The sequence below is a fragment of the Halococcus agarilyticus genome, assembly GCF_000334895.1.
GTDB lineage: Archaea > Halobacteriota > Halobacteria > Halobacteriales > Halococcaceae > Halococcus > Halococcus agarilyticus.
Map to the genome: position 1 here is coordinate 215,412 of NZ_BAFM01000003.1, position 22,709 is coordinate 238,120.

Annotated in this window: 22 protein-coding genes and 1 pseudogene; 10 read left to right on the forward strand and 13 right to left on the reverse strand. The window is 67.2% G+C overall.

Annotated features, from left to right (window positions below):
• The first annotated feature begins 56 nt into the window (after positions 1–56).
• Positions 57–770 (forward strand): DUF4013 domain-containing protein, encoded by a 714-nt coding sequence (locus TX76_RS04050; protein ID WP_049899344.1) that lies wholly within the window; start codon positions 57–59, stop codon positions 768–770.
• Positions 771–884: 114 nt separating this feature from the next.
• Positions 885–1,955 carry an mRNA surveillance protein pelota gene (locus tag TX76_RS04055; protein ID WP_049899345.1) on the forward strand — a complete coding sequence of 357 codons (1,071 nt, stop codon included), beginning with the start codon at positions 885–887 and terminating at the stop codon, positions 1,953–1,955.
• Positions 1,956–1,965: 10 nt separating this feature from the next.
• On the opposite strand, the gene TX76_RS04060 is transcribed toward TX76_RS04055, so the two are convergent.
• On the reverse strand, positions 1,966–2,757 hold the full coding sequence (locus TX76_RS04060; RefSeq protein WP_049899347.1) for an MBL fold metallo-hydrolase: 792 nt from the start codon (positions 2,755–2,757) through the stop codon (positions 1,966–1,968).
• A 97-nt stretch (positions 2,758–2,854) separates the two neighbouring features.
• Here TX76_RS04060 and TX76_RS04065 point away from each other — a divergent pair, with 97 nt between their 5' ends.
• Both TX76_RS04065 and TX76_RS04070 read left to right on the forward strand, forming a co-directional pair.
• Positions 2,855–4,363, forward strand: a complete 1,509-nt coding sequence (locus tag TX76_RS04065; protein WP_049899349.1) for a hypothetical protein — start codon at positions 2,855–2,857, stop codon at positions 4,361–4,363.
• An 80-nt stretch (positions 4,364–4,443) separates the two neighbouring features.
• Positions 4,444–7,212 (forward strand): ATP-dependent helicase, encoded by a 2,769-nt coding sequence (locus TX76_RS04070; protein WP_049899414.1) that lies wholly within the window; start codon positions 4,444–4,446, stop codon positions 7,210–7,212.
• 37 nt (positions 7,213–7,249) lie between these two features.
• On the opposite strand, the gene TX76_RS04075 is transcribed toward TX76_RS04070, so the two are convergent.
• Together TX76_RS04075 and TX76_RS04080 are read right to left on the reverse strand one after the other, a co-directional pair.
• A complete protein-coding gene (locus TX76_RS04075) occupies positions 7,250–7,810 on the reverse strand; it encodes a DUF6789 family protein (RefSeq protein ID WP_049899351.1) in 561 nt (186 codons plus the stop codon).
• Positions 7,811–8,069: 259 nt separating this feature from the next.
• Positions 8,070–10,862: an AAA domain-containing protein gene (locus TX76_RS04080; protein ID WP_049899353.1), complete on the reverse strand. Its 2,793-nt coding sequence runs from the start codon at positions 10,860–10,862 to the stop codon at positions 8,070–8,072.
• Positions 10,863–10,951: 89 nt separating this feature from the next.
• Here TX76_RS04080 and TX76_RS04085 point away from each other — a divergent pair, with 89 nt between their 5' ends.
• Positions 10,952–12,196, forward strand: coding sequence for an MFS transporter (locus TX76_RS04085; RefSeq protein ID WP_049899355.1), 1,245 nt, complete (start codon positions 10,952–10,954; stop codon positions 12,194–12,196).
• 163 nt (positions 12,197–12,359) lie between these two features.
• Here TX76_RS04085 and TX76_RS04090 read toward each other — a convergent pair whose 3' ends face one another.
• Positions 12,360–12,758, reverse strand: a complete 399-nt coding sequence (locus tag TX76_RS04090; RefSeq protein WP_228842298.1) for a DUF5684 domain-containing protein — start codon at positions 12,756–12,758, stop codon at positions 12,360–12,362.
• Between the two features lie 190 nt (positions 12,759–12,948).
• On the opposite strand from TX76_RS04090, the gene glmU reads away from it, so the two are divergent.
• Positions 12,949–14,130, forward strand: a complete 1,182-nt coding sequence (glmU, locus tag TX76_RS04095) for a bifunctional sugar-1-phosphate nucleotidylyltransferase/acetyltransferase (RefSeq protein ID WP_049899357.1) — start codon at positions 12,949–12,951, stop codon at positions 14,128–14,130.
• 46 nt (positions 14,131–14,176) lie between these two features.
• A complete protein-coding gene (locus TX76_RS17960) occupies positions 14,177–14,353 on the forward strand; it encodes a DUF7576 family protein (RefSeq protein WP_195155991.1) in 177 nt (58 codons plus the stop codon).
• A gap of 141 nt (positions 14,354–14,494) precedes the next feature.
• Here the strand turns inward: TX76_RS17960 and TX76_RS04100 are convergent, their stop codons facing one another.
• Positions 14,495–14,911 carry a GlcG/HbpS family heme-binding protein gene (locus TX76_RS04100; protein ID WP_049899359.1) on the reverse strand — a complete coding sequence of 139 codons (417 nt, stop codon included), beginning with the start codon at positions 14,909–14,911 and terminating at the stop codon, positions 14,495–14,497.
• Positions 14,912–15,035: 124 nt separating this feature from the next.
• On the opposite strand from TX76_RS04100, the gene TX76_RS04105 reads away from it, so the two are divergent.
• Together TX76_RS04105 and TX76_RS17965 are read left to right on the forward strand one after the other, a co-directional pair.
• Positions 15,036–16,193 (forward strand): glutathione-independent formaldehyde dehydrogenase, encoded by a 1,158-nt coding sequence (locus TX76_RS04105; RefSeq protein WP_049899418.1) that lies wholly within the window; start codon positions 15,036–15,038, stop codon positions 16,191–16,193.
• Positions 16,194–16,544: 351 nt separating this feature from the next.
• On the forward strand, positions 16,545–16,697 hold the full coding sequence (locus tag TX76_RS17965; RefSeq protein WP_195155992.1) for a hypothetical protein: 153 nt from the start codon (positions 16,545–16,547) through the stop codon (positions 16,695–16,697).
• Positions 16,698–16,706: 9 nt separating this feature from the next.
• Here the strand turns inward: TX76_RS17965 and TX76_RS04110 are convergent, their stop codons facing one another.
• From TX76_RS04110 to TX76_RS04130, 5 genes are all read right to left on the reverse strand, one after another.
• A complete protein-coding gene (locus TX76_RS04110) occupies positions 16,707–17,846 on the reverse strand; it encodes a CobW family GTP-binding protein (protein WP_049899361.1) in 1,140 nt (379 codons plus the stop codon).
• Between the two features lie 51 nt (positions 17,847–17,897).
• A complete protein-coding gene (moaC, locus tag TX76_RS04115; protein ID WP_049899364.1) occupies positions 17,898–18,413 on the reverse strand; it encodes a cyclic pyranopterin monophosphate synthase MoaC in 516 nt (171 codons plus the stop codon).
• The gene (locus tag TX76_RS04120; protein ID WP_049899365.1) at positions 18,403–19,839 is read right to left on the reverse strand and encodes a bifunctional ADP-dependent NAD(P)H-hydrate dehydratase/NAD(P)H-hydrate epimerase; all 1,437 of its coding nucleotides are present in this window, start codon (positions 19,837–19,839) and stop codon (positions 18,403–18,405) included. Before TX76_RS04120 ends, moaC begins: the two co-directional genes overlap by 11 nt.
• Before the next feature lie 37 nt (positions 19,840–19,876).
• On the reverse strand, positions 19,877–20,155 hold the full coding sequence (locus tag TX76_RS04125) for an acylphosphatase (protein ID WP_049899367.1): 279 nt from the start codon (positions 20,153–20,155) through the stop codon (positions 19,877–19,879).
• Positions 20,156–20,226: 71 nt separating this feature from the next.
• On the reverse strand, positions 20,227–21,150 hold the full coding sequence (locus TX76_RS04130; protein WP_049899370.1) for a DNA-3-methyladenine glycosylase family protein: 924 nt from the start codon (positions 21,148–21,150) through the stop codon (positions 20,227–20,229).
• Between the two features lie 84 nt (positions 21,151–21,234).
• Between TX76_RS04130 and TX76_RS04135 the strand changes: the two genes are divergently transcribed.
• Positions 21,235–21,687, forward strand: a complete 453-nt coding sequence (locus TX76_RS04135) for a DUF555 domain-containing protein (RefSeq protein ID WP_049899372.1) — start codon at positions 21,235–21,237, stop codon at positions 21,685–21,687.
• Between the two features lie 53 nt (positions 21,688–21,740).
• Here TX76_RS04135 and TX76_RS04140 read toward each other — a convergent pair whose 3' ends face one another.
• The 3 genes and pseudogenes from TX76_RS04140 to TX76_RS04150 form a co-directional block, all read right to left on the reverse strand.
• Complete coding sequence (locus TX76_RS04140; RefSeq protein ID WP_049899374.1) at positions 21,741–21,977, reverse strand: UPF0058 family protein; 237 nt, start codon at positions 21,975–21,977, stop codon at positions 21,741–21,743.
• A 161-nt stretch (positions 21,978–22,138) separates the two neighbouring features.
• The gene (locus TX76_RS04145) at positions 22,139–22,318 is read right to left on the reverse strand and encodes a DUF7836 family putative zinc-binding protein (protein WP_049899376.1); all 180 of its coding nucleotides are present in this window, start codon (positions 22,316–22,318) and stop codon (positions 22,139–22,141) included.
• 43 nt (positions 22,319–22,361) lie between these two features.
• Positions 22,362–22,709 (reverse strand): annotated as a pseudogene (locus TX76_RS04150) (transcription initiation factor IIB 2); the annotation flags it as partial.

Consider the following 22,709-nt stretch of genomic DNA (forward strand, 5'->3'; position numbering starts at 1 on the left):
GTATCTACGGGTAGAGATCCCACCGCCAGCGGCGAGTAGCGGTCTCGGAGACACCAATGATCAGCGACGCACTCAACTACCTCAGAAACAGCGACGACGCGCTCGTCACCGTCCTCATCGGGGGACTGCTGTCCGTGTTCGGCTTCCTCCTCGTCCCCGTCCTCTTCGTGAACGGGTACTTCGTCCGCGTTCTCCGGCGGACCGCCGCGGGCGACGAGACCGCACCGGTCTTCGACGACTGGGGACGGATGGGGATCGAGGGCCTGAAAGCCACCGTCATCGCGCTCGTCTACGGGCTCGTGCCCCTCGTCGTCGGCGCGGTGCTGATCGGCGGCTCCGTGGTCGCCATCGCCACCGGTGGCTCCGTCGACGGCGGCTCGGCCGCGCTCGGCGCGGGTATCGTCGGCCTCCTCGTGAGCCTGGCGATCACGTTCGTCCTCGGGCTCGCGGCGTGGTACGTCATCCCCGCCGCGACGGCGAACTTCGCCGAGCGCGGGACGTTCGCCGCCGGATTCGACTTCGGGACGCTCCGCCCGGTCCTGTTCAGTGGAGCGTACGCGACCGGCTGGCTCCTCGCACTCGGCGTGATCGTTCTCGGCGGGATCGTCGCCGGGGCGTTCAACGCCGTGATCCCGATCCTCGGCGCGGTGCCGGGCCTGTTCGTGAGCTTCTACGCCACGGTGGCGGCGTACTACCTCATCGGCCGCACATGGAGGAACCTCCGACCCGTCGAGACCCGCGAGGTCACCGACGAACAGCCCGCGGTCTGAGTACCCCGAACCACCCCCACCACTCGTTTTTCGACCGAATCGACGTTCCCGACTCGAATCGGACGCCAGCCCGAGAACGACAGCGCACTTACCCCCCGAGCGTTCACTCGTACTATGCGCATCGACGGCCGCACCCGCGTCGAGGGCGAACGCGAGCGCTGGACGCTCGTGCCCGAGAGCCTCGACGACCTCTGGCATCTCTCCTACGTGCTCGAACCCGGCGATCTCGTTTCCGGCGATACTACCAGACGTATCCAGCGCGACGACGACCGGATGCGCGACACCGGCGGCGAGCGCGAACCCATGTCGGTGACCATCGCCGCTGACGACAGCGAGTTCCACAAGTTCGCCAACCGGCTCCGGGTGTCGGGCACCATCGAGTCGGCCTCGCGCGAGGACCAGGTGGGCCACCACCACACTCTCAATGTCGAGGAGCGCGAGGAGATCGAGATCGAGAAGATCTGGCAGCCCGACCAGCGCGAGCGCATCGAGGAGGCCGTCGAGGCCACCGAGAACGCCGACGTCGCGATCGCCACCGTCGAGGAGGGCGCGGCCTCGATCCACACCGTCGCGCAGTACGGGACCGAGGAATACGCCTCCATCACCGGCCCCACCGGAAAGGGCGAGTACGCCCGCGAACGGTCCGAACTGTTCGGGGAGCTCGCGAGCGCACTCGGCCATCTCGATGTCGACGCCATCCTGTTGGCGGGGCCGGGCTTCACGAAGGAAGACGCCCGGAAGTACATCGAGGAGAACGATCCAGACGTCGCGGCCACGCTCGGCGCGACCGTCGACACCAGCGCGATCGGTGACCGCGGCGTTCACGAGGTGCTCAAACGCGGCGCGGTCGAGGAGGTCCAGGCCGAGACCCGGATCGCCGAGGAAGCCGAGAGAATCGACGAACTCACCTCACGGATCGCTCAGGACGGCGCAGCGACCTACGGCATCGAGGCGGTCGCCGAGGCCGCCGACTACGGCGCGATCGAGGAGCTACTGGTGCTCGACGATCGGCTCCGCGAGGAGCGTTCGGGCGAGGGTGAGTGGACGATTGACGTGAACGACGTCATCGAGTCGGTCGAACAGCAGGGCGGTTCCGTTACGGTCTTTTCGAGCGAGTTCGCGCCCGGCGATCAGTTGGATGCGCTGGGCGGAATCGCGGCGCTGTTGCGGTATCGGCTGGAGTGAGTTCGGCGAGTCACTCGATCTCGACGGTCAGCCCGTCGCGCGCGAATCGAACGTCGCCGTCGTAGCGCTCGCCGACGGATTCGAGCATCTCCTCGTGGCGACCCTCGGTGTGCGGATAGAGATGGGTGAGGTAGACCCGGCCGAATTCGGCCCCCGAGTCGGCGAGCGTCTCACCCAACTGGCTCGGGGTCGGGTGGTTCGAAACGTCGACCTCGTCGGGAAACGAGCAGTCGTGAGCGAGTACCGCGGAGCCGTCGGCGAAGTTCGCCAGCCCCTCGAACGCCTCGCTGTCGGCTCCGAACGTAAAGGTCGGCGGATCGCCGTCACGGTCCTCCGTGCTCTCGCCTTCGGCCCCGCTTTCGTGCGTGAACCGATAGGCGAGACAGTACATCGAGTGACGGGTCTCGGTCGCGTCGACCGAAAACCTCGCGAGCGAGTACGACTCGGGGCCGATCTCGCGCACCCGGAGGTCGATCCGACCGTCCATGTACTCGTGGACCGAGAGCAGGCCGTCGAGGAGCTCCTTGGTTCCCTGGGGACCGACGACTTCGAGATGCTCCTCGCCAGCGAGCCACCGTGCTTTCATCAGGGGCAGGAGATCGGCGACGTGATCGAGGTGGTGGTGGGTCAGCAACACCGTCGAGACGTCCTCGTAGCCCGCGTCGGTCCGCGCGAGCGCGTTGAGGACGCCGCTGCCACAGTCGACGAGCACACGGTCGTCACTAGATTCGACGAGAAGTCCGGTCTGCGCTCGCCGGCCGGTCGGCATCGCCGCGCCGGTTCCGAGGAAGGTCACGCGCATGGCGAAACCGGGGGAGGGGCGGTGAAAAGCGTTGTTCGCCGCGAGTCGTCGCTTTCAAGCCGAACCCTCATGAGCGTCAACGGCCCATCGTCCGCCAATGAGTCCCTCGTCGGCCGAGTCCCGCGGCTTCTTCGCGTACTACCGGGAGTACGCTCGCTCCGGCGTCCACGCGGCGAGCGCGGCGGCGCTCACGGCGTTCGGCTTGCTCGCCTCCGTCTACGACCCGCGGTTCGTGGTGCTGGCGATCGCGGTCTACGTCCTCCCGCCGGTGTTCCTCTACTTCACGGGCGAAGGCGAGCGCGTTCCCTCGGTCGTCGGTGACGAAGACCACGAGAACCGGGGCACTGACGGGCGTGAGCGAGAACGCGAACGCTCGTCGCCGGGATCGGAGCGATCGACGACGGCAGCATCGACGGGATCCGAAAAAACGACAGAGCTCTCCGAATCCACGGAGCCGTCGGAGAGCCAGAGCGTCTCGGGAGCGTCCCAGCCGACCGAATCAGCCACGGGAAACGATCCCGACGACGAGCACGAGGGCGTCGATCCGTCGTCGGCCGACGCCGAGACCGGTGCGAACCGCGACATCGGCGGGGACGACGAAGCGTCGCCAACGACCGAAGCCGACCCGGAACCCGAGGACGACGCCGGTTCCGATGGTGATCCGGCGGAACCGCCGGAGGATACGGGAACGCTCGCGGACGACATCGACTCGGAGGGTGACGAGGCAGGCGATGGCTGGCACACAGTCGAGTCTCCGACCGACGACCCTCTCACGGGCGTCGTCGCGACCCACGGTGGCGCGTTCGCGGTCGGCGAGAACGGCGTCGTGCTCGCCCGCGGGACCGATGGCTGGGAACTCGCGCTCGAAGACGGGCCGAGCGCCGACGGGGAGTCGCTCCGCGGTATCGACGCCACCGACGACGGCCAGGTCGTGTGGTTCGCGGGCGACGGCGGCGCGCTCGGGCGCTACGACGTCGAGGAGGACCGTCTCACCGACCACTCCGCGCCGAAAGACCAAACGAGCACGTGGACCGCGGTCGCGGTCGTCGGACGGGCGGGCGAGGAGCACGTCCACCTCGCGAACGGCTCCGGCGAAATGCTTCAGGGGGCGTACGACGACGGCGAGGTCGACTGGGGCGAGATCCACAAACCAGGCAGCGGCTCCAGCATCACCGATCTCGCGTTCGACGCCGACACCGGGTACGCCTGTGACAGCAGCCAGGGCGTCTACGCGACGACCGACGGCGCGAGCTACGAGACGATCGGGATCGATGACGCGAACACCGACTTCGCCGCGCTCGCGGCCACCGACACCGAACTCGTCGTGGCGGGTGGCGACGGCACGGTCTTTCGCTACGACGGCTCGGTCTGGACGACGCTCCGCGCCGGTGAAACCGCGCTTCGGGCCATCGACCTCACGAACGAGACGGGTCTCGCGGCCGGCGACGCCGGAGGGGTCTTCGAGCGTGCCGACGGCGGATGGACGTCTGTCGAGACGTCGACCGACGCCGATCTCCGGGGTGTTCTCGTCGGTGCCGGTGGGCCTGATCGTCCGGACGTCGCGGTCGGCACCGACGGGACGATCGTCGAACGCAACCGCAGCTGACGGCCACCCATCGTCAGGAGGGGTTCACTTTCGCTCCGGTGGCCGAACCCACTTCCCGTCGCGGGTTCGAGGGAGAGTCGATGGACGGGCGCGAGCTGTTGGCCGAGGTCGACGCCGATTTCGACCCCGAGACGGTCGATATCACCGACGGCGACGTGCTCGATTCGCTCGATCCCGTCGTACGGAAGTGGTGGGTCGAGCAGTTCGGCGCGTTCGTCCCCGAGAACGGGGGGTTCTTTACGCCACCGCAGAAGGAGGCGATCCCCCACATCCACGAGGGCCGGAACGCGCTCGTCTGCGCGCCCACGGGATCGGGGAAGACGCTCGCGAGCTTCACCGCGATCCTCGATGATCTGTTCCGCCGTGAGCGAGCTGGCGAAGCCCCGAACGGAGGAGGCGACGACGGTCTCGACAACTCGGTGTACTGTCTCTACGTCTCACCCCTCAAATCGCTCGCCAACGACATCCACCGCAACCTCGACGTGCCGCTTTCGGCGATCACCCAGCGGCTCGAAGCTCGCGGCGAAGAGTGCGAGGTTCGCCACGCGATCCGCCACGGCGACACCAGCAGCACCGACCGCCAGCGGATGCTCGACGAAACCCCGCACATCCTAAACACCACCCCCGAGACGCTCGCCATTCTGCTCGACGCGCCGAAGTTCCGGGAGAAACTTGCGACTGTCGAGTACGTGATCGTCGACGAGATCCACAGCATCGCGGGGGGAAAACGCGGCACTCACCTCGCGGTTTCGTTGGAGCGTCTCGAAGCGCTCGCCGAGGGATCGCCGACGCGGATCGGCTGTTCGGCGACCGTCGAGCCGCTCGACACCATCGCGGAGTTCCTCGTCGGTCGACGGGCGAGCGGCGAGAGTCGCGAGTACGAGATCGTCGACGCACGGTTCGCCCGGGAGTTCGACCTCGAACTCCGGTGTCCGACCGACGACCTCATCGACACGCCCCGCGGCGAGGTCCAGGGCCGCTTTTACGACGCGCTCGACGGACTGATCGACGAGCACACCAACACGCTGGTGTTCACCAACACCCGATCGGGGGCCGAGCGCGTCCTTCACACCCTCCGCGAGGGGTACGGCTACGACGAGTCGGACTCGGGCTGTCACCACGGCAGCCTGTCGGCCGAGCGTCGCCAGGCGGTCGAGGCAGGGCTCAAAGCCGGCGACCTCTCGGTGGTCACGACCTCCACCAGCCTCGAACTCGGCATCGACATGCCTCACGTCGATCTCGTCGTTCAGGTCGGCTCGCCCAAGTCGGTCGCCGCCCTCCTCCAGCGCGTCGGTCGCGCGGGCCACCGACTCGGCCGCGAGGTCAAAGGGCGGGTGTTCGCGCTCGATCGGGACGAGCTCGTGGAGTGTGCCGTGATGCTCCGGAAGGCCGAACAGAACTTCGTCGACCGGGTCTTTGTACCGGAGCGCGCCCACGACGTCGCGGCCCAGCAGGTGTACGGGATGGCGATCGCCGGACCGCGACCCGAAGACGAGATTCGAGGAATCCTCGGGCGTGCGTACCCGTATCGAAACTACACCGACGAGGAGTGGGAGACGCTGATGCGCTACCTCACCGCCGGGTACGCCGGAATGGAGGATCGCAACGTCTACGCGAAGATCTGGCGGGACACGAACGATTCGCCGGACGGCGAGCATCACTACGCCGACTTCCCGGTAGGCGAGCCGCTGATCGGTAAACGCGGCCGGCTCGCGCGGGTGATCTACATGACCAACATCGGGACGATCCCCGACAGCTTCTCGTGTGACGTCGTGGTTCGCGGCGACGACGAGCGGGTGGGCCAGCTCGACGAGAACTACCTCGATACGCTCGACACCGGCGACGTGTTCGTGCTCGGTGGAAGCCGGTACGAGTACCGCTACCGACGTGGCTCGAAGGTGTACGTCGATCCGACTGGCGCACGGCCCACGGTTCCCTCGTGGTTCGCCGAGCGTCTCCCCCTCTCCTACGATCTCGGTCGCGAGATCCTCGACGTTCAGGGCGAGCTGCTCGACCGGCTCGACAGTCGGGGCGTGGCCGGCGTCCGATCGTGGCTTCGCGAGTTCCCGCTCGACGAGAACGCCGTCCGGGCGATCGCGCGCACCTTCGACGAGCAGGTGCGCTACGCCGGCGAGGCGAGCGTGAGTACCCCTTCGAGACTCGCGATCGAGACCGAACTCGATCACAACGAGCGGGTCCGCCGATACCACGTCCACTCGAACTACGGGCGACGGTTCAACGACGGTCTCTCGCGCGTGCTTGCCCATCGATGTGCGGAAGCGACGAACGCGAACGTCACGGTGGCGGTCGCGGACAACGGGTTCAGCCTCGGGCTTCCGCTCAACCGGAAGCTCGACTTCGTGGGGCTGCTCCGGGATATCGAGCCGGGCGACGTTCGCCGTGATCTCCGGGCGAGTCTCGATGGGACTGACCTGCTGCAGCGATACTTCCGGATCAACGCGACGCGTGCGCTCACCATCCTGAAACGGTACAAGGGCTACGAGAAATCCGCGAGCCAGCAGCAGGTGTCGAGCGAGATGCTGCTCGGCTACGTCGAGGACTTGGAGGAGTTCGCGGTCCTCGAAGAGACCTACCGCGAACTGCTGGAGGACAAGCTCGCGGTCGAGGCGATCGAGGACGTGCTCGCGGCCGTGCAGACTGGCGAGATCGATGTGACGATTCAGCGGGTCGACTCGCCGACACCGATGGCGTTCGGGCTGGCGACCTTGATGGCGAGTGATGTCGTGCTCGCCGAGGACGAGAGCGCCGTGCTCCAGGAGTTCCACCAGCGCGTGCTCGACGAGATCGAGGATAGCGAGGACGTGCTGGCCGACGATTCAGTGACGTAGGAGCGAACGAGGGCGAGCGAGCGGACAGCCGAGTCGATCACGCGACCCGTGGCCGCCCACCGATCCTGGTGTCGACGCGTTCGAGGAAGTAGTCGAACACCGAGCCGAGCGTGAACCCGTACGCCCAGTGGGCGACGAGGCTGAGCACGACGTAGCCGACGAGTGCGAGCCCGGACTGCCCAGTATAAAAGGCTCCGACGAACCCGGTCCACGTGATCGTCGCGAACGAAACCCCCCGAAACGCGAGCGTCGGACCGGGGAGGAACTCCTGGACCGAGACGAACAGCAGGGGCCACGTCGTCATCCCGCCGCCGAAGAAGATGATGTACCCGAGGAGGTTGTCAGAACCCAGCCCGATGAGCGCTGCGAGCCCGCCGAACGAACTGCTGTCGAACCAGCCGAGGTTGAGCGCGACGAACAGCACCGCCGACAGCATCACGGTGCCGGCCGCGCCGGCGACCCCGCCGATCACGCCGTCCTTGAAGATCCCGACGAGATCGCCGGCAGCATCGGTCGGGGATTCGTCCACGAGGGTGAACGTGTCGTCGGGTTCGTCGCTCGCGCGATCGTCGACGTTCGGTGGGCCGGTGTCTGCCATGCGTTCACTTCACACGCCGGCGTCAAAACAGTATCGACGGCACGGACACGATCGGTCCGGAGCTCGTCCGTTATCGATGCGGTGGCGCGCGATGAATGCCGCCGTGAGGCGGCAGAACGCGCGAGGGATGATCGAGGAGCGAACGGAGTGAGCGAACGAGGGAATCGGCTGGGGAGGCGTGTGGCCTGCGATCTCTCGTTTGTGCCATGACTCGCGGGAAGCGAACGCAGGATCGAGCGGGGACCGTGCCGGCTGACGGCTACTCGGCCCACTCGACCATCCGCGCGTAGCGCTCGTCGGTCGCGAGCGCGTCCCGGTCGCCGACGAGCACGAGCGCCTTCTTCGCCCGCGTGAGCGCGACGTTCACTCGCCGGAAGTCCTCGAAGATCGGCGAGTCGAGGTCGCCCGTGGCGACGAACGAGACGACGATGACCTCCTTCGCCGAGCCCTGAAACCGATCGACGGTGTCGACGGTCACCGCCGGTACTTCCCGACGGATCGCGGCGGCCTGGGCGCGAAACGGCGCGATCACGCCGATATCCGTGCGCGAGACGCCCGCCGCCGCGTACGCCGCGACGGTCTCGGCGACTGCCTCGACCTCCGCCGGGTTGGTGTTGCCGCGGGCCGTCCCGTCAGGATCGACGAACACGACGCGTTCTTGGAGGTGGTCGGGAAGCGCGTCGCGCGCGACGCTTGGAAGGTCCGAGACGTGCTGGGCGGCGACGGCGGGCGAGGCGGGCCTGAGTCGGCCGTCGTAGAACTCGTTGGAGGAAAACGCCTGGATCCGCTGGGCCATCCGGTACTGGGTGTCGAGCAACACCGCCGCCTCGGGATGGGTCTCGATCAGCCGCTCGAACAGCGACCGCGAGAGGTCGGCGACACCTGACGACGCTCCGCCCGCCCCGTTCACCATCTCGCTGGCGACCACGCCCGATCCGTCGGTCGCGGTCGTGGCTCCGGTGGTCCCGCCGTCGGCCGAACCATTGCCGTGTTCGGCAGTTTCGACAGTCCCGGCCGCGTCAGCGGACTGGACCACCGGCGGGAGCTGTTGGTGATCGCCGACCAAAACGAACCGATCGGCGAGCGTGACCGCTGCGAGGGTCGCCGGCTCGGTGAGCTGGGAGGCCTCGTCGATCACCGCGACGTCGAACGATCCCTCGCGCATGATCCGCGAGCCACAGCTCGCGGTCGTCGCCGCCACCACCGAAGCCTCGCGGAGCTCGGCCGCACGCTCGTCGGGGTCGCCGCGGGACTCCAACCGATACTCCTGGATGTCCTCGCGCACGCCGTGTTCGGTGCCGACGCGAACGAACTCGTCGAACCCTTGGTCGCGGAGTGCGTCGAGTGCGTTGTCGACCGCGCGGTTGGTAAAGGCCGACAGCAGCACGCGTTCGCCGCGCTCGACAAGCGCACGAACGGTGCGCGCGATGGTGTAGGTCTTCCCGGTACCCGGCGGCCCGTGGATCAGCGCGCAGTCCTCGGCCCCGACCGCGCGACGCACCGCCCGGTCCTGGGCCGGGTTGTTGTCGATGAACGTCTCCTCGCTCTCCCGAAACGCGGGATCGCGCCGGTCGAACAGGACGTCCTTCTGCGATTCGTCGCCCGCGAGCAGCGCGTCGTGGAGCGCGGTCAGCATTCGGTCGGCCCCGATCTCGGAGGGATAGACGTCGAGTCGTCGGAGTTCGACCGGCTCGTCGGCCGTGACGACGATCTCCTCGCCCATCGAAACGACGCGCGCCATCTCGGCGTTTCCCCGCACCGGGTGGCCGTCGCTCGCGAGCACCACGTCGCCTGCGCGGATCTTCGAGACCGGATCCGAACACCGCGCGCGGAGTTCCCACCGGCCGTCGACTTCCTCCCTCCCACTGGGTTCGAGGTCGATCAGCGCGCGGTCGGCATCGGCGCGCTCGGTCGCGGTCTGCGTCCAGAGCTTCGCGTACTCGTCGTGGACCGCCCCGCGCTCGGCCTCGATCGCACGATAGAACCGTTCGAAGTACTCGCGCTCTTCTTCGGGGATCGCCTCGCCGATCTGCCCGGCTTTCGATTCTTGATCGAGCCGGCCCGAAACGACCATGCAGGTGTCCTGTTCGAAACAGTAGTTGCAGGTCGCGTTCGCCTCGTAGCCCGTCGGGATCTCGCCGGCGACAGCCATCGCAGCGAGATGGTTGCGCTCGCGGAGAACGTAATCGAGCAGTCCGTCGTTCAGCGAGAAGTCCTTCGCCGGCGAGAGATCGCCGCTCTCCTCGTTCCGGTCTAGCGCGGCGTTTTTCGTGTAGAGGAGCGTCCCGGTGTCGGGCGGCTCGCCTCGTTCGTCTAGCAGGAGGGCGTAGCACGCGACCTGGACCTTGTCCTGAAAGCGGGGCTCGCTGTTGGTGTTTTTTCCAGTTTTGAGCTCGACCGGCGCGCCTCGCCGGACGGCGTCGGCCCGCCCCTTCAGCCCGTAGCGCTCGGAGATCAGGGTCTGCTCGGAACGCCACTCGTCCCCGCCGTCGAGGGTGCCCTGGCGCAGCCAGCCGTCGATCGCCCGGGCGTGGTCGCTGACGTCCTCCCTCACTTCGTCGGCGTCGCGGTCGAGCAAACCGAGGTCGAGGCCGACTTCCGCAACGCGGTCGTCGATCGCGGCCTCGACCTCGCCGCCGCGGAGGAGATCGGAAAAGACCTCGTGGACGATCGTTCCTTTCACCACGGGGTAGTTGAGCGGGACGCCCGACAGCGTGTTGAGATAGTGCATTCGGGGACACTGGACCCACGATCGGACGTCGGTGACGTTCACGAGGTAGTCGGGTTCGATCACGACCCGCGAGTCGCCTGCGGTCGCGTACTGGATCTCGCCACGGAACTCCTCGCGTTCGACCCCGAGCGCGAGCACCTCCATGCCCGTCCGGGCGTACTCCGCCGTTTCGCTCCACTTCCCCCAGAGGGTGAGCGTCACGGGCTCTGCCTGGCCTCGCTCGGGTCTGAGTGTAAACTCCGCGAGATCGCGCTCGCCGTACTGGGTGCTCACGCTCCGTGTCTCGCTCACGTCGACGATCGGGCCACGTAGCTCCGCCACACCCGAGAGGGGAGTGGCGAGCGAAAAACGCTGTCGGTGGGCGGGGGGCGAACCGAAACGGGCTTTGCGGGCTCGCGGTTCGATCCGGCGTGGATCGCCACACCCTCCAGTTCTACCCGCTCTATCTCACCCGTTTCGCCGGTGGGTTCGGGTTCGTCACGCTCATCACGCTGTTGCCCGAGTACATCACCCTCTACGATCCCTCGGGGCTCGTCGTCGGACTCTTCACTACGGCGTTCACCCTCGCCCAGACCCTCGCGGTCGTCCCGCTCGCGTGGGCCGGCGATCGGTACGACAAACGGTACGTGCTCCTCAGCGGGCTCGCCATTGGGATCGCGGTGTATCTCGGCTTCACGTTCGTGGCGTCGAGCGCCGGGTTCGTCCTCGCGCGGGCGGCCCAGGGGATCACGGTCACCGCGACGAGCCTGATGGGGCTCGCCCTGGTCGGCGAGCTCGCGACCAAGGAGACCCGCGCGAACCACATCGGGAAGGCGAACGCCGCGCGCTTCGCCGCCGGGATCGCGGGCAGCCTCGGCGCGGGGGCGCTCTACTCCGCCGCCGGGTTCGGCGCGGTGTACGCCGTCGTCACCGGGATGCTCGTCGTCGCGGGCGTGGGAGTCGTGGCGTTCGTCTCACCCGACGAAACCCGAATCGAGGGGTTTCCTTTCACCGATCTCGCGCTCAACCGTCGACTGTTGACCCTGTCGAGCTTTCGCGCCCAGTACGCGGTCGCGGTCACGCTCGTCAGGACGTGGGTACCGATCTACGCGGGCGTCACGGCCGCGAGCGGCGGTCTCGGGATGGTGTCGATCGCCGTCGGCACCGTGGTAGCGGCCGAGAAGTTCACCAACATGCTCTGTCAGCCGTTCACCGGCCGGCTCTCCGATCGGTTCGGCCGCGCGCTGTTCGTCTTCGTCGGCGGCGGATGTTATGGGCTGGTCGCGCTCGCGGTGCCGTTCACGCCGACGATCGCCGCCTGGCTCTCGCTGCCCGCGTCGCTCCCCGTTGTCGGGGCGACCCCGCCGGCGTTCATCCCGCTCGTGATCTGCAACGGCCTGCTCGGGGTCGCGGACAGCATCCGCGAGCCCGCGAGCATGGCGCTGTTCGCCGACGAGGGAACCGACGACGGCGGGGTGGCGAGCAGTTTCGGCATCCGCGAACTCGTCTGGCGACCCGGCTCGATCCTGGCCCCGCTGCTCGGCGGGGTGTTGATGGCGCAGGTCGGGATGGCGTCGGTGTTCTTCGTCGGCGGGGCGGTGGCGTTCGCCGGCGTCGCGACCTTCCTCGGCGTGCTTTCGTACTCGCACGGCTCCGGCGCGCTCACGCAGTGGTGACCTCTCTAACGGGACTCGGTACGAGCCGGTGTCTGCGGAGCCACCGCCCAGAAGTCACGGGCCTCGCGATCATTCATTCAGTACTGGAGTCGGGACGCTACGATCGTCGCCTTCCGTTCCCTACCGAGGTCCGGAGGCGTAGCCATCGCGGTGCTCCGCGCCCTCACTCGGGAACGCCCTGATACTCGTAGTCGCCGAACCCGAGCAACGGCAAAAATATGAACGAGAGGAACCCTAATCCGAGGCCGAATCCGATACCCTGACCGAAGGCTTTTGCGACATCGATCGGGATCTTGATTGCTGGAACTATGTTCACAAGCGGGATGAAAAACACAATCAACCACCACCATGCGTTCCCGCCAATTTTAATCATAATATAAAAATTATATATCGGGACGATCGCTGCCCAGCCCGGCTCATTGGCCTTCTGGAACGTCTTCCACGTGCCGGCGATCGTGAGAAGTACGATCGCTATGGCAACGAGCGAAAACACAATTCCCAGTGCTGAACCGCCGCCACCGTTCTGAAGCGGAACGAGCGGCAGGTTTGCGAGTGATGACACGGGCTGACCCCACAGATCGCTTTATGTTAAATTCTTCGTTTAATATACTGTGGCACGAGCAGCAGGGCCGGACAGTAAATGCGATTCAGCAAGGTCGACTCAGCAACGGTGTTACTACAGCCATCGACTCGTCACACCAGTCTCGCGACGGAACGGTAGGCCTATTTCACACCGGCGAGTCGGCCCCGGTATGCAGACCCTCGTCCTCGCCGCCGGCGAAGGCACCCGGATGCGCCCGCTGACGGCCGGGCTCCCGAAACCGATGCTCCCCGTCGCCGATCGCCCGCTGTGTGCTCACACCGCCGACGCCGCGATCGAAGCCGGCACCGACGAGCTGATTCTCGTGGTCGGCTACGAGGCCGATGTCGTGCGCGAGTACTTCGGCGAGGAATACCGCGGCATCCCTGTCAAATACGCCACGCAGGACGAACAGCTCGGCACCGCCCACGCCGTCCAGGCGGCACGCGAGCACCTCGACGGGCGGTTCGCGGTGCTCTACGGTGACGACCTCTACGACCAGGCGAGCATCGAGGCGCTGTTCGCCGCCGGCCCCGGCATCACCGCCTACCGCGCGGAGAACCCCTCGAACTACGGTGTGCTCGACACCGACGGCGACCGGGTAACTGGCGTGACGGAGAAACCCGAAGATCCCGAAACGAATCTCGTGAGCGCCGGGGCCTGTGTGCTCCCGAGCGAGGCGCGCGAGTGGCTCGATGTCGAACAGAGCGAGCGTGGCGAGTACGAACTCACCGACGTGCTCGATCGGGTGTTCGCGGAGTACGAGGTCTCGTACACCGAACTCGATCGGTGGATGGGCGTCGGCCGGCCGTGGGAGCTGCTCGCGGCCAACGAGTGGAAACTCACTGAACTCGACAGGGAAATTCGAGGAACGGTCAGCGACGACGCCGACCTCCGGGGCCCGGTCGTCGTCGAGGAGGGTGCAGCGATCGAGCCGGGTGTCGTGATCGAGGGCCCAGTCATGATCCGCTCGGGCGCACACGTCGGCCCGAACGCCTACGTCCGCGGCGCGACCCTGCTCGGCGAGGACAGCGAAGTCGGCCACGCCGTCGAGATCAAGAACAGCGTGATCATGCGCGAGACCAACGTCCCGCACCTCTCGTACGTCGGCGACAGCCTGCTCGGCCGCGACGTCAACTTCGGCGCGGGAACGACGGTGGCGAACCTCCGTCACGACGACGAGCCCGTGGAACAGACGGTGAAGGGCGAGCGCGTCTCGACGGGGCGGCGGAAGTACGGCGTGGTGGTCGGCGACGGCGCGAAGACCGGGATCGAGACGTCGCTCTCGCCCGGCGTGGTGCTCTCGCCCGGCGCGCGCACCGAGCCGAACGAGTGGGTCTCGCGCGATCGATAATCGCCGGAGAGACGGCATTTATCCCGGCGGCCGATCCAGGGACTCCATGATCGATCCGACCTCCGACGTCGGCGGGAGCACCGAGGAGACCGCGCCGACGTGTACGACCTGTGGCGAAGCGATCGTCGACGAGCCGGACCACCGCGTGGTGACGCGGATCGACGAGGACGAGGTACGAACCGAACATTTCTGTGACGAGGACTGTCTCGCGGCCGACGACTGAGCGCTCGCCGACGCGTTCGACACTGGATGAAAGGACTACCGCCGTGACCGCTGACTGGTTCTGGGAGACTCGCCACTCCCTCCGGTGTTCCGTGCCGTCGGGGTCGACCGAACCCCCTCCGCCGACGCTCACTCTGTGCGATCAGGACAGCTCGTCGAATCGATCGACGGCACTGCCGGCGACGTCCATGTCCTGCTCGACTGCGCCGCCGCTGACGCCGATCGCACCGACGAGCTCGTCGTCGTCGTGGAGTGGATACCCTCCACCGAAGATCACCATCCGGTCGTCGTTGGTGTTCTGGATGCCGTACAGCGACTCGCCGGGCTGGGCCATCTCGCCGAGCGTGTCCGTCGCCAGCTCGTAGCACGCGGCCGTGTACGCCTTGTTCCGGGCGATGTCGATCGATCCGAGCCACGCGGTGTCCATCCGGCGGTTGACGATGAGCGTGCCCTCGGCGTTCGCCACCGCGATCACCATCGGGTTGTCGATCTCCTCGGCGCGTTGCTCGGCCGCGTCGGCCAGCTCCTTCGCCATGTCTAGTGGTATCGCCTCGACCATGCCTATCGACGCACGGCTGCCGGTCACATATCTCTTGTTATTATCCATCAAAGATCCGTCATTCGGGCGGCACAAGACCTAATGCGCTTCCTCAGCATTATCACGATGGATCATACCAATGTCGATGGAAGCCGTCGTCTACCAAGGCGAACACGACGTGGCCGTCGAGGAGGTCGACGAGCCCGCAATCGAGCACCCGAACGACGTGGTGGTCGACATCACGACCTCGTGCATCTGCGGGTCGGACCTCCACATGTACGAGGGCCGGACCGACGCCGAGCCGGGGATCGTCTTCGGCCACGAGAACATGGGGATCGTCGAGGCGGTCGGCGACGCGGTGAGCACGATCGAGGTGGGCGATCGGATCGTCCTTCCCTTCAACGTGGCCTGTGGGTTCTGTGAGAACTGCGAGAACAACAAGACCGGCTTCTGCACCAACGTCAACGAGGGGTTCGCCGGCGGGGCGTACGGCTACGTCGCGATGGGACCGTACCAGGGTGGTCAGGCCGAGAAACTCCGCGTTCCCTACGCGGACTTCAACGCGCTCCAGCTCCCCGAGGGTGACGAGCACGAGGACTCGTTCGCGCTGCTCGCGGACATCTTCCCGACCGGGTGGCACGGCACCCGGCTCGCGAACCTCCAGCCGGGCGAGTCGATCGCCATCTACGGGGCGGGGCCGGTGGGAACGATGGCGGCCTACAGCGCGAAGCTCCAGGGAGCCTCGGAGATCTACATCGTGGATCGCGTGCCGAGCCGGCTCGACCTCGCCGAGGAGCACTGTGACGCCCATCCGATCAACTTCGAGGAGGCGGACCCGGTCGAGCAGATCAAAGAGGCCCACGGGGGCGGCGTCGACAAGGGCGTCGACGCGGTGGGCTACCAGGCGATCGACGCGGACAAGGAGGGTGACAGCGCGTACGATCCCGCCCGGGAGAACCCGGCGATCGTCCTCAACAACCTGATCCAAACTGTGCGCCCGACCGGCCAGCTCGGCATCGTCGGGCTGTACGTCCCCTCCGATCCGGGTGCGCCGGATCAGATGGCGGGACAAGGGAGGTTGGGAATCGACTTCGGGAAACTGTTCGAGAAAGGGCAGAAGCTCGGCACCGGCCAGTGCGACGTCAAGTCCTACAACCGCCGGCTGCGCGACATGATCATCGAGGGGCGTGCCGACCCGAGCTTCTACGTCTCCCACCGCGAGCCGCTCTCGAACGCCCCGGAGATGTACGAACGCTTCGACAACCGCGAGGAGGGCGTCACGAAGGTCCTGCTCGAACCGTAGCTCGTCACGAGTCTCGGTGGTCGTTGCGATCGTTCGACGGCTTTTGCACGAACGTTGGAAGACCGGGATCGGGGTCGGTGTCGTGACCGCTACGATCACGACGCCAACGAGAACCGCCAGCCACGAGCCTCCCCAACCGACTCCCTCGCTCGCTACGCTCACTCGGTCATCCCTCGCACGACGGTTGCGCGCCGATGAACGGCGCGCAGCGCGCGCCACCGCAGTTGGGATCGGGTGTCTCGTTGTCGGACCACCCGCTGGTTCCTGATCGGGTCCCGTCGCGGACGGAACCACCCGTTCGTCGACACGAACACGTATTGCTGCCCGGGACCAACGATCAGCCGACCGCCGATGTGTCAGTACTGCACCGCCAGGACCGACGGCTGGACGGCACTGCTCGAGTACGACGAGGTGTTTCAGTCGACACGACGGAACGCCGGCACCGAATCGACCTACGGGTTCCACGAGTCGTGGGACGAACTCCGCGAGCAGGTCTCGCCCTGAGAGCGCTCGCTACACCGTCGGAAACGGATCGTCGAGCGCGGCCCGGTCGTCGGGGTCGCCGTCGTCGAGCAGGCAGGCGTCGAGCCCGTCGACGATGCCCGCCTCGTCGAGGCCCGTGCCGATGAACACGAGTCGTGTTCGTCGGTCGTCCTCGTCACTCCACTCCCCGATCGGGCCGGCCTGGACCGACGGACCCGCCTGGTTCAGCCCCATCACGTCGTCGCGACCGGCGAGCCGGAAGACGCCCTTCGCCCGGATCAGCCCCTCGGCCCACGAGTCGAGCCACGCATCGAGCCGCTCGGGGTGGAACGGTCGGTCGCGAGCGTAGACGAAGGAGGAAACGCCGTGTGTGTCGGCCGCCGATCGTCCGGCGGCGTGATCGTGGTCGTCCTGCTCCTCCTCGCTCCCCTCCTCGCTGGCGAGCGCACGCTTCCAGCCGGCCGAACGTGTCGCCGCCGCGAAATCGAACCGCCCGGTGTCGAGAACCGAATCGGGATCGATGTCGGCGTGTTCGGTGCGAACGAGCTCGGCCCGGGGCTGGAGCGTGCGGATCGTCGCCTCGATCTCGCCCAGCTGTTCGTCGGGAACCATATCGCACTTGTTGAGCAGAAGCACGTCGCAGAACTCGATCGCCTCGATCAGCACGTCCGCGAGCGGACGGTCACCCTCTGACCCGGCGTCGCCGGGCAACGACGCCCCCGCGTCGAACTCCTTCCAGAACCCGTAGGCGTCGATCACCGACACCATCGTATCGAGACGATAGAACTCGGTCGGATCGACCTCGCTATCCGCAGAGCCCTCAATAAACGTCCGTGCGACCGGGATGGGCTCGCTGATGCCCGACGACTCGACCACCAGGCAGTCGAACTCGCGGGTCTCGGCGAGGCGGGCGGCCTCGGTCAGGAGGTCGTCCCGGAGCCGACAGCAGATGCAGCCGTTCGAGAGATCGACGATCCCCGGCTCGTCGTCACCCGTCGAGCGATCGAGGAGGTCGGCGTCGACGTTCACCTCGCCCATGTCGTTGACGATCACGGCGACGTCGCGGCCGCCTGGATCGTCGAGCACGCGGTTGAGCAGCGTCGTCTTGCCCGCGCCGAGGGGGCCGCTCACGACGGTCACCGGGATCGTTTCGGTCGATCCGTTCGTCATCGTGTCGTCCGTGGGCACGGAGCAGCATAACCTTCAGCCGCAGCCACCGCCTCACAGGTTCCGCTTCCGTTTCTCCACTACGCGAACGTCCTCGATCGCGGTCTCGGGATACTGGCCGTCCTCGTCCTTCTCGGCTGCCTTCGTCATGTCCCAGATCGTGTTCAGTCCCGTCGTCACACCCTCCAAGGCCTCCATCTCGCAGCCCGTCTTCCCCGTGGTCTCGACCGCGACTTCGATGGTCACGGTCTCCGACCCGAGATCGAACTCGGTCTCGACGTTCGTGATCGGGATCTGGTGACAGAGCGGGATCGTCTCCCAGGTGTGTTTCACCGCCCGAATCGCGCCGATCCGTGCGGTGGCGAGCACGTCACCCTTCCCGATCTCGTCGTCCCGGACCGCTTCGACGGTCGACTCGCGCAGCCGGATCGTCCCGTGCGCGATCGCCCGGCGCGCGGAGTCGGGCTTGTCGCCGACATCGACCATCTGCACGTCGCCTTCCTCGGTGGTGTGGGTCAGGTCGTCGCCGTCGGTCGCATCGCCGTCGGCCCCACCGTCCTCACTCGTCATCGTCGTCCCGGAGCGCGTTCGGCACCGCGTCGAGCAGTTCGGAGGCGAGCAGCCCGTCGCCGCGCCCGAGGTGCTCGGCCGCGCGGCCGTTGACGTAGGGAGCCATGCAGGCCGCCTCGTACGGATCGTGGGTCGCCAGCAGGGCCGCCGTGATCCCCGCGAGCACGTCGCCGGTCCCGCCGACGGTCATGCCCGGCGTGCCGGCACGACAGATCCGGGTGGTCTCTCCATTGGAGATCACGTCGTCTTTCGCTTTCGCCAGGACGACGTGACCCAACTCGTCCGCGAACGACGCGATTTCGTCGGTCGCACTCCGGAGGTCGTCGACAGCCGGCCCGCCCATTTCGGCGAGTTCGTGGCGATTGGGGGTGCAGACCAGCGTGGCGTCGGTGTCGACCTCGGGGACCACCGAGAGCGCGTCGGCGTCGATCACCGCGAGGCCGTCGAACTCGCGGAGGAACTCCCGAACCGCTTCGAGCGTCTCGTCGGCGGTGCCGAGCCCCGGGCCGAGCACCACCACGTCGTCGTGGTCGGTCGCGGTCTCGACGAGGCCCTCGACCTGATCCGGCGAGAGCTGCTCGGCGTCGTAGGGCTGGACGATGAGGTCCTCGGCGTAGCCCGCGATCGGCTCGAAAACGTCCTGTGGCACCGAGACGAACGCGAGGTCCGCGCCCGCACGCAGCGACGCCTCGGCCGCGAGCGCGGGCGCGCCGGTGTAGGGGCCGCCGCCGATCACGAGCACCCGGCCCGAATCGCCCTTTGCGGCGTGGGGATCGCGCGTGTTCGTCCGGAGATCCCCGGGGCCGACGAACCGCTCGGCCGCTCGCGGGATCCCGATATCCACGACGCGAACCGCTGCGTCGAGCTCGCCGAGGCCCGGTTTCTCGTCGTGGAACGTCACGATCGAATCGGCCTCGATCGCGCCGCTCGTCGCCTCGCCGGTGTCGGCGTCCACGCCGGAGGGCACGTCGACCGCGACGACGGTCGCGTCGGTAGCGTTGATGGCTTCGGCGGCGGTGGCTTCCGGCTCGCGGAGCGCACCCGTCACACCTGTCCCGAGCATCGCGTCGACCACCACGTCGGGATCGCCGAGGTCGAGATCGCGCGAATCCCGCACTTCCGTGGCGTCGTACTCGCCCTCCTGGAGTGCGTCCCAGTTTTCGCGCGCGATCTCGGTCGCAATCGTCGCGGCCCGCCCGAGCAGGCGTGTTCGTGTGTCGTGCTCGTCGAGGAATCGAGCGGCCACGAACGCGTCGCCCCCGTTGTTCCCCCGGCCGGCGACGATCGTGACCTGCGCGCCCGGCTCCACGATATCGCGGACCACACGCGCGACCGCGTTGCCGCTCGACTCCATCAACTGCTTTCTCGGCACGCCGAGCGCCGCGGCGTTCGCATCGACGGCGGCCATCCGGTCTGTCGCTATCATACCGATGGGTCGGCCGCCGATGGATTAAGCGTGCGGGCTATCGCCGAATCTCGAAGCCCGACTCGCCGTCGGGGTCGTCGTACTCGACCTCGACGCTCTCGACCGAGGCGGCGTCGCTGCCGGTGTGACACCACTCGACCACCGACTCGACCGCGTCCTCCTCGCCCTCGAAGACCGCCTCGACCCGCCCGTCGTCGAGGTTTCGCACCCAGCCATCGACGTCACGCTCGCGGGCGGCGTCGCGGGTGCTCGCGCGGTAGTAGACGCCCTGCACGGTTCCAGAGACGAACACGTGTGCGCGAGTACGGTTCGACATGGACGGTCGTTCGTCGGCCGAACACAAAACCGGGCGTGGTTCGCGGTCGCCGATCGAACACCGCTCGACGGTCAGTCGCCGTTCGGCGCGTCGCCACCGCCCCGGAGGTAGTGAAACACGTGGGTCTGGACGTAACCCGCGTGCTCGCCGCCGAATTCCCGACGAATGGCCCGCGAAGTCTCGGCGTACGAGCCGCGATCACAGTCGGGGAAGTGCTCGGCGATCGCGGTCTGGATCCACGTATCGAGCGGGACGGCTTCGAGGTAGCCGAGCGAGAAGAGGAGCACGCAGTCGGCAACCTTGTCGCCGACGCCCACGAACTGCTTCAGGTACTCGCGGGCGGCCTCGTACTCCTTCCCTCGGGCGTCCTCGGGGCGCACCTCGTCGCTCGCGACGAGTTCGGCGGTGCGCTCGACGTAGGGCGCGCGATAGCCGAGCGAGCACGCTCGGAGATCGGCCTCGCTCGCCGCAGCCAGCTCCTCTGGCGTCGGAAAGGCGTGGTAGGTCTCGCCGTCGAAGTCGACGACGGAGCCGAACTCCCGCGCCAGCGCGCGCTGCATCCCGTGGATCCGCCCCACCCGCATCTGGGCCGAGCAGATGAACGCGATCAGCGTCGCGAAGGGTGGGTCGCGGACGATGCGCAGGCCGCGGTAGGCGTCGAGCGCGGCGTCGATCAGCGGGTCGTCGGGCGCTGCCGCCTGAAGCGCGTCGAGATCGTCGTCGAGCCGGAGCAGGTGCGTCAGCGGGGCGACGGCGTCGGTCGTCGCCTCCCACTCGAGGCGGCCGTCGGCCTGTCGCACGCGGACGACCTCGCGCTCGCCGGTGAAATCGGTCGGCAGCACGGTCGTGTACCACGCCGACCCGCCCGAGACCGCGGATCGCTCGTAGGAGCCGCCGTCCTCGCGGGACCAGCAGAAGGACTGGCCGCTTTCGAGCGTCGCCTGGAGGTCGATCCCGCCCGCGAGGTCGTCGAGATCGATCGTCCCGGATTCCATCACCGGAGCCACGCCGCGGGGCGGATTGGCCCTTTCGACTCGGTCCGCCCCAACGTTGATACCGCCCGACTGAGAAGGTCACGCATGGACTGTCGAGTCGTCGTCGAGGCCGCCGTGCCCGTCTACGACGTCGAGACGGCGGACGAGGCCGTGCGGATCGGCATCTCGAAGACCGGTGAGATGCTCAACCCCGACCTCAACTACGTCGAGATCGAGATGGGCACGCGCACGTCACCCTCCGGCGAGGAGCTGGAGCCGGCGTTCATCGTCGCCGACGAGGCGCTCGTCGCGCTCGAACTCGAGATGACGGTGTTCAACGTCGAACGCGAGGAACACGCCGCGCGGATCGCCCGCACCGAGATCGGCCAACGACTCGAAAACATCCCGCTCGAAGTGCTCGAAATCGAGGTACTCGATGAGGACACTGAGGACGCCGAGGAGGACACGAACGACGGGGCGGCCGACGAAAGTACGGCCGACGAAGGGGACGACGTTCTCCCCGAGTTCGACGAGCTGCTCGACGACGACTCGAAATAGCCAGCGCTGGCGCTACTGGGGAGAAGCGTCGACAGGAACGCTGCTATGGCCGTTCAGTCGGCAGCAGCCGGTACCGTCTCGCTCTCCGCGCGACGCATCTCGCCGGTGATTCCCTCGGCGAGCGCGAAAACGGCTTCCTTGTGGTCGGTCTTCGACTTGTGAATCGATGTCGGTCGAACGCCGAGGGACTCGTACCCCTCGTACTCGACCGCCGTCCCTGTTCGGGCTTCGTGGTGTTTGCGTACCTCTGCAAGCAGGCCGTGGAGGTGGATGAGCTCCTGCTTTTTCATAGGCAACTGGTCCTAGCGACTGGAGGGTTATAGTAGTGTATTGAGGTCCGTTAACACACGACCGCGGGGAAACGGCGGTTCAGGCCCACGCTGGAGGAATAAGGATCGTGAACGATCGCGCGGCTGTCGAGTCGTCGATCGGACGGCGTGAGGAACGACGACTACCCGAGCTGTTTCAGCGTACTGAGGTCGCGGTCGGTCCGCATGAACTCGGTGATGCGGTAGCTCGCGTGACAGTTCGGGCAGTGAAACACCGATCCCTGGGCGGGGAGATCGCGCGGCGTCGACCGCCAGTGTTTCGCACACTCCGGGCACAGAAGCTGGACGGCTGCTTCGTCCATGTCGACCTTCCACACACGAGGGCCACAAAAAGGTTCGCGTGAGTCAGGCGGCCATCACGTCGCCCTCGGCTTCGAGGAGCTCCTTGTACCGGTTGCGGATGGTGACCTCGGAGATGTCGGCGACCTCGCTGACGGCTCCCTGCGTGACCTTCTCGTTGGTGAGGAGGGCGGCGGCGTAGACCGCGGCGGCCGCCAGTCCAACGGGGCTCTTCCCGCTGATGATGCCCTCTTCCTTCGCGGTGTCGAGGAGCTGCCTGGCGCGGCGCTCGGCCTCCTCGGAGAGGTCGAGGTCGGAGGCGAACCGGGGGACGTAGCTCGCGGGGTCGGCAGGCTGGATCTCCAGGCCGAGCTCGCGCACCACGTACCGGTACGTCCTGGTGAGCTCCATCTT

Excerpts from the sequence above, each read along its gene's own strand:
- TX76_RS04050 (WP_049899344.1), top strand. The coding sequence starts at position 57 with ATGATCAGCGACGCACTCAACTACCTCAGAAACAGCGACGACGCGCTC.
- TX76_RS04055 (WP_049899345.1), top strand. The coding sequence starts at position 885 with ATGCGCATCGACGGCCGCACCCGCGTCGAGGGCGAACGCGAGCGCTGG.
- TX76_RS04060 (WP_049899347.1), bottom strand. The coding sequence starts at position 2,757 with ATGCGCGTGACCTTCCTCGGAACCGGCGCGGCGATGCCGACCGGCCGG.
- TX76_RS04065 (WP_049899349.1), top strand. The coding sequence starts at position 2,855 with ATGAGTCCCTCGTCGGCCGAGTCCCGCGGCTTCTTCGCGTACTACCGG.
- TX76_RS04070 (WP_049899414.1), top strand. The coding sequence starts at position 4,444 with ATGGACGGGCGCGAGCTGTTGGCCGAGGTCGACGCCGATTTCGACCCC.
- TX76_RS04075 (WP_049899351.1), bottom strand. The coding sequence starts at position 7,810 with ATGGCAGACACCGGCCCACCGAACGTCGACGATCGCGCGAGCGACGAA.
- glmU (WP_049899357.1), top strand. The coding sequence starts at position 12,949 with ATGCAGACCCTCGTCCTCGCCGCCGGCGAAGGCACCCGGATGCGCCCG.
- TX76_RS17960 (WP_195155991.1), top strand. The coding sequence starts at position 14,177 with ATGATCGATCCGACCTCCGACGTCGGCGGGAGCACCGAGGAGACCGCG.
- TX76_RS04100 (WP_049899359.1), bottom strand. The coding sequence starts at position 14,911 with ATGGTCGAGGCGATACCACTAGACATGGCGAAGGAGCTGGCCGACGCG.
- TX76_RS04105 (WP_049899418.1), top strand. The coding sequence starts at position 15,036 with ATGGAAGCCGTCGTCTACCAAGGCGAACACGACGTGGCCGTCGAGGAG.
- TX76_RS17965 (WP_195155992.1), top strand. The coding sequence starts at position 16,545 with ATGTGTCAGTACTGCACCGCCAGGACCGACGGCTGGACGGCACTGCTC.
- TX76_RS04110 (WP_049899361.1), bottom strand. The coding sequence starts at position 17,846 with ATGACGAACGGATCGACCGAAACGATCCCGGTGACCGTCGTGAGCGGC.
- moaC (WP_049899364.1), bottom strand. The coding sequence starts at position 18,413 with ATGACGAGTGAGGACGGTGGGGCCGACGGCGATGCGACCGACGGCGAC.
- TX76_RS04120 (WP_049899365.1), bottom strand. The coding sequence starts at position 19,839 with ATGATAGCGACAGACCGGATGGCCGCCGTCGATGCGAACGCCGCGGCG.
- TX76_RS04125 (WP_049899367.1), bottom strand. The coding sequence starts at position 20,155 with ATGTCGAACCGTACTCGCGCACACGTGTTCGTCTCTGGAACCGTGCAG.
- TX76_RS04130 (WP_049899370.1), bottom strand. The coding sequence starts at position 21,150 with ATGGAATCCGGGACGATCGATCTCGACGACCTCGCGGGCGGGATCGAC.
- TX76_RS04135 (WP_049899372.1), top strand. The coding sequence starts at position 21,235 with ATGGACTGTCGAGTCGTCGTCGAGGCCGCCGTGCCCGTCTACGACGTC.
- TX76_RS04140 (WP_049899374.1), bottom strand. The coding sequence starts at position 21,977 with ATGAAAAAGCAGGAGCTCATCCACCTCCACGGCCTGCTTGCAGAGGTA.
- TX76_RS04145 (WP_049899376.1), bottom strand. The coding sequence starts at position 22,318 with ATGGACGAAGCAGCCGTCCAGCTTCTGTGCCCGGAGTGTGCGAAACAC.